General features: G+C 71.8%; 5 protein-coding genes. 4 read left to right on the forward strand and 1 reads right to left on the reverse strand.

Annotation, left to right across the window (positions count from 1 at the left end):
- From GTW43_RS10310 to GTW43_RS10320, 3 genes are all read left to right on the forward strand, one after another.
- A partial coding sequence (locus tag GTW43_RS10310; protein WP_161301341.1) for an AAA family ATPase occupies positions 1-1327 on the forward strand: 1327 nt, incomplete at its 5' end.
- A gap of 41 nt (positions 1328-1368) precedes the next feature.
- The gene (locus GTW43_RS10315) at positions 1369-1530 is read left to right on the forward strand and encodes a hypothetical protein (protein ID WP_161301342.1); all 162 of its coding nucleotides are present in this window, start codon (positions 1369-1371) and stop codon (positions 1528-1530) included.
- Positions 1531-1580: 50 nt separating this feature from the next.
- Entirely contained in the window at positions 1581-3890 is a 2310-nt protein-coding gene (locus tag GTW43_RS10320; RefSeq protein WP_343245959.1) for an FdhF/YdeP family oxidoreductase, read from the forward strand.
- 25 nt (positions 3891-3915) lie between these two features.
- On the opposite strand, the gene GTW43_RS10325 is transcribed toward GTW43_RS10320, so the two are convergent.
- Positions 3916-4596, reverse strand: coding sequence for a TetR/AcrR family transcriptional regulator (locus GTW43_RS10325; protein WP_161301344.1), 681 nt, complete (start codon positions 4594-4596; stop codon positions 3916-3918).
- 196 nt (positions 4597-4792) lie between these two features.
- Here GTW43_RS10325 and GTW43_RS10330 point away from each other — a divergent pair.
- The coding region (locus tag GTW43_RS10330; RefSeq protein WP_161301345.1) for a biotin transporter BioY at positions 4793-5357 on the forward strand (565 nt) is incomplete at its 3' end.

Consider the following 5357-nt stretch of genomic DNA (forward strand, 5'->3'; position numbering starts at 1 on the left):
CCGCTTCCTGCCCGACAAGGCCATCGACCTCATGGACCAGGCGGGCGCCCGGGTCAGGCTGCGCAGCGCGAGCCGGTCGACCGAGATCGTGGGCCGCGAGGACCGGATCGCCCGACTGTCCCGGGAGAAGGACCAGGCGATCGCCGCCGAGGACTACGACCGGGCCTCCGCGCTCAAACGGGAGATCGCCGAGGTCGAGGGCGAGCTCGCCGGGATCGAGGAGCGCCGCGAGGGCGTCGTCTCCGTCACGGCGTCCGACATCGCCGACATCGTGTCGCGGCGCACCGGCATCCCGGTCTCGCAGCTCACCGCGTCGGAGAAGGAGAAGCTGCTCCGGCTCGAGGACGAGATGCACGACCGGATCGTGGGCCAGGACGAGGCGGTCACGGCCGTCTCGGAGGCCGTCCGCCGCAACCGCGCGGGCATGGGCGACCCGAACCGCCCGGTCGGCTCCTTCCTCTTCCTCGGCCCGACCGGCGTCGGCAAGACGGAGCTGGCCAAGACGCTCGCCGCGCTGCTGTTCGGCGACGAGAACCGCATGGTCCGCTTCGACATGAGCGAGTTCCAGGAGAAGCACACGGTCGCCCGGCTGGTCGGCGCCCCGCCCGGATACGTCGGCTACGACGAGGCGGGCCAGCTCACCGAGAAGGTCCGGCGCCAGCCCTACAGCGTCGTCCTCTTCGACGAGATCGAGAAGGCCCACCCCGACGTCTTCAACACGCTGCTGCAGATCCTCGACGACGGCCGGCTGACCGACTCGCAGGGCCGCACCGTCGACTTCCGGCACTGCGTCGTGATCATGACGTCCAACATCGGCGCGCACCGCATCCTGTCCCACGAGGGCGACGCCGCCGACCTCAAGGACGAGCTCATGGACGAGCTGCGCACCCGCTTCCTGCCCGAGTTCCTCAACCGGATCGACGACATCATCGTCTTCCACAGCCTCACCGAGGACGACCTCGGGCAGATCCTCGGCCACCTGCTGGCCCTCAGCGAGCACCGGGTGCACGCCCAGGGCATGAAGCTGGAGGTCACCGAGGCCGCCCGCAAGCTGCTGATCGCCCATGGTCACCAGCCCGAGTTCGGCGCCCGCCCGCTGCGCCGCACCATCCAGTCCGAGCTCGACAACCGCATCGCGTCGCTGCTCCTGAGCGGCGACGCGGAGCCCGGCGACACGATCGTCGCCGACGTCCTGAACGACACGCTGCACTGCACGGTCCGCAAGGGCGAGCCGCCGGCCGGCGACGACGCGCAGGACACCCAGGACACCCAGGACACCCAGGACACCGGCGGCGAAGCCGCCCCGGACACCGGGGAACCGGCCTGAGCCACGGCCCGCGCCGCACCGCCCGCACCCGAGGAGGAGCCATGTCCGGCCACCACAAGTCCAACAGCGAGGTCGAGGGCGACCCGGACCGCGACCACGGCCGGGGACTGCCGCGGCGCCCCGACAGCGAGCGCCTGGAGCGCCGTACCGAGGAGGACCGCCGCGCCGCGGGCCTCCCGGCCGAGCCGTCCGGGGACCGCTGACACCCATGCCGGCACAGCCACGCCCCCGCGGGGCGGAGAGGAAGACCGCCGTGAACGCCTCCCAGGCCGGTCAGGAGGGGACGGAACCCCGCGTGGGCCCCGTCCCCGAGGGGGAACCGGAATTCCACCCGTACCACCATCCCGCCGCCGGCTGGGGGGCCGCCAAGAGCGTCACGCGGTTCATGGCCCGTGAACGCGCGCTCGACGGGCCGCGCGCCGTCCTGCGGATGAACCACGAGAACGGCGGCTTCGACTGCCCCGGATGCGCCTGGCCCGACGACCTCAAGGGCCTCAGGCTCGACATCTGCGAGAACGGGATCAAGCACGTCACCTGGGAGATGACCCCGAAACGGGTCGGCAGGGACTTCTTCGCCGCGCACTCCGTGAGCGAGCTGTCCGAGTGGACCGACCACGCGCTGGAGGACCAGGGCCGGCTGACCGAACCGATGGTCTACGACCCGGACACCGACCACTACGTCCCGATCAGCTGGCGCGACGCGTTCGAGCTCGTCGGCAGCACCCTGCGGGGCCTGGACCAACCCGGCCGGGCCGCCTTCTACACCTCGGGCCGGCTCGGCAACGAGGCCACGTTCCTCTACCAGCTCTGGGCGCGCGAGCTCGGCACCAACAACCTGCCGGACTGCTCCAACATGTGCCACGAGGCCAGCGGCCGCGCGCTCCAGGCCGCGCTCGGCACCGGCAAGGGAACCTGCGACCTGAAGGACTGGGAGAGCACCGACGCCCTGTTCATCATGGGCGTCAACGCCGCGTCGAACGCGCCGCGCATGCTCACCGCCCTCGCCGAGGCCTACCACCGCGGCGCCCAGATCGTGCACGTCAACCCGCTCGTCGAGGCGGCCGCGACCCGCACGATCATCCCGCACGACTTCACGGACATGGCGCTCAACAAGTCGACCCGCACCAGCACCCTCAACCTCCAGGTGCGCATCGGCGGCGACATGGCCTTCCTGCGCGGTCTCGCCAAGGCCGTCCTCGACCACGCGCGGACCGATCCCAAGGCGCTCGACCAGGAGTTCATCGACCGGCACACCACCGGGTTCGAGGAGTACCGGGACCTGTGCGCGCGCACGCCCTGGGAGGAGATCGAGCGCCAGTCGGGACTGTCCCGGGACGCGATCCTCAAGGCCGCACGCGTCTACGGCGAGGCCGACCGCAGCATCATCAGCTGGTGCCTCGGCGTCACCCAGCACGAACACGGCGTCGACACCGTCCGCGAGATCGTCAACGTCCTGCTGCTGCGCGGCAACCTCGGCCGCGAGGGCGCGGGCCCCTCGCCCGTGCGCGGCCACAGCAACGTGCAGGGCAACCGCACCTGCGGCATCGACCACCGGCCCGCTCCGGCCTTCCTCGACCGGCTCGCCGAGGTCTGCGCGATCGACCCGCCGCGCGAGCACGGCCTCGACACCGTCCACACCATCAAGGCCATGGCCGCGGGCGACGTGACGGTCTTCGTCGGGATGGGCGGCAACTTCGCACTCGCCGCGCCCGACACCCCGTACACGTACGCGGCGCTGCGCAACTGCGAGCTGACCGTGCAGGTCAGCACCAAACTCAACCGCAGCCATGTCGTCCACGGCCGCGCGGCGCTCATCCTGCCCTGCCTCGGCCGCACCGAGAAGGACCAGCAGCGCGGCGGCCTCCAGAGCACCTCCGTCGAGGACTCGATGAGCATGGTGCACCTGTCCGTCGGCATGAAGCGCCCCGCCTCCCGGCACCTGCTGTCCGAGCCCGCCATCATCGCCGGGATGGCCCGCGCCTCGCTCCCCGACAGCGGGACGCCGTGGGACTGGTACGTCGAGGACTACGACCGGATCCGCGACACGATGGCGCAGGTGCTCGACGGGTTCGAGGACTGCAACCGGCGCGTGCGCCTCCCGCTCGGCTTCCGGATCAAGCAGCCCGCGCGCGAGCTGGTGTTCCTCACCGAGTCGGGCCGCGCCGAGTTCTCCGCCGCGCCGCTGCCCGACGTGGTCCCCGCCACCGGCACCCTCGCCCTCGGCACGATGCGCTCGCACGACCAGTGGAACACCACGATCTACTCCGACGACGACCGCTACCGCGGCATCAAGAACCTGCGCACGCTCGTCTTCATGAACGAGGACGACATGCGCGAGCGCGGCATCGCCGAGATGGACCCGGTCGACATCACCAGCACCGCCAGGGACGGCAGCACCCGCAGCCTGAACGGCTATCTGGCCATCCCGTACGACATGCCCCGCGGCTGCGCGGCCGGCTACATGCCCGAGATGAACGTGCTGTGCGCTCTGGACGACTACAGCGCCCAGAGCGACCAGCCGATCATGAAACACGTGAAGGTGACCGTCGAGGCGGTGGGCTGAGCGCCCGGGGAGCGGACCGCTGCGGTCAGGCCGTGCCGTCCTCGACGGCGCGGCGCAGGGCGGGCAGCAGGGCGTCCAGGTCCTGGCCGGTGCGGAAGGCGATCACGGTGGTGCCCGTGCCGGGCGCCGCGCCGGGGCCCGGCGTCGGGAACAGCGCCAGGACCTCGCGCATCGCCTCGTCCATCTCGGTCACCGGATCGGCGGACTCGCCCCGCAGCCAGCGGCGCAGCACGTGGTTGTGCGCCGCCACGACGTTCGCCGCCATCAGCTCGGCCCGCAGCGAGGCCGACTCGGTCGGGTCGCCCATCCAGTCCGCGATGAACTCGCGGAACAGCCGCTGGTAGCGGGCCACACTCGCGATCTCCCGGTCCCGCAACGCCGAGACCTTGCTGGTCAGTCCGTACCGCCGGCGTGCGAGCGCGCCCTCGTCCAGGTAGTGCAGCAGGACCAGGCGCACCGCGTCCGAGACCGCGACGAGCGCGGTCGAGCTGTTCGACGTGTTCAGGCGGTCCCGGATCAGGTCGAGCAGCCGGTCGTGGTCCGGGAAGATGACCTCTTCCTTGGAGCGGTAGTGCCGGAAGAACGTCGTGCGCCCGACCCCGGCGCGCTCGGCGATCTCGTCGACGGTCGTCTGCTCGTAGCCGCGCTCGTCGAAGAGGGCGAACGCGGCGTCGGCCAGGCGGGACCGTGCGGATGGCTTGCTCATGATCGCTCATCCTCCCCTGTGTCGGGCGTCTCTGTCTCGGCAGGTGGGGGCCACTTGCCCCATGGGATGGTACTGAGTACCGTCAAGGCGATATCGAGTACCGAGGAGGTGGGCGCTTTGCCGTCGACACCTTCTGCTCCGGGCCCGCCCCACCCGTGACAGGAGCCGGGCACCCACTGACTCTGGAGTACGACTCATGGCTCTTACCTTTGCCACGCCGCACCGGCACCCGGTCCTCGCCGACCGGGTGCTGCCCGGATCGGCCACCCGCACCGCGCTCCTGGTGGCGCTCGGCACCGGCCTGACCGCCGTTGCCGCGCAGATCGCCGTGCCGATCCCGGGCTCCCCGGTGCCCGTCACCGGCCAGTCCTTCGCCGTGCTGCTCACCGCGGCCGCGCTCGGCCCGGCCCGCGCCGTCGCCGCCCAGGCCCTGCTGCTGCTCCTCGGTGTCGCGGGCCTGCCCGTGTTCTCGCAGGGCGGCAGCGGCGTCGACGTCGTCTTCGGCGCCACCGGCGGTTACCTGATCGGCTTCCTGATCGCCGCAGCCCTCGTCGGCCAGGGCGCGCGCCTCGGCGCCGACCGCTCCCCGTGGCGGGCCCTGCCGATGTACGCCCTGGCGACCCTCGCCATCTACGCGGCGGGCACGACCTGGCTGGCTCTCAGCACCGGCATGTCGGCCTCCGCGGCGATCGCGGCCGGCGTGGTGCCGTTCCTCTTCGGCGACGCCCTCAAGGCCGCCCTCGCCGCCGGGCTGCTCCCGG

Origin of the sequence: Streptomyces sp. SID5785 (genome assembly GCF_009870065.1) — a bacterium.
GTDB lineage: Bacteria > Actinomycetota > Actinomycetes > Streptomycetales > Streptomycetaceae > Streptomyces.

Coding starts and splice junctions, on each gene's coding strand:
- GTW43_RS10315 (WP_161301342.1), top strand. CDS start 1,369: ATGTCCGGCCACCACAAGTCCAACAGCGAGGTCGAGGGCGACCCGGAC.
- GTW43_RS10325 (WP_161301344.1), bottom strand. CDS start 4,596: ATGAGCAAGCCATCCGCACGGTCCCGCCTGGCCGACGCCGCGTTCGCC.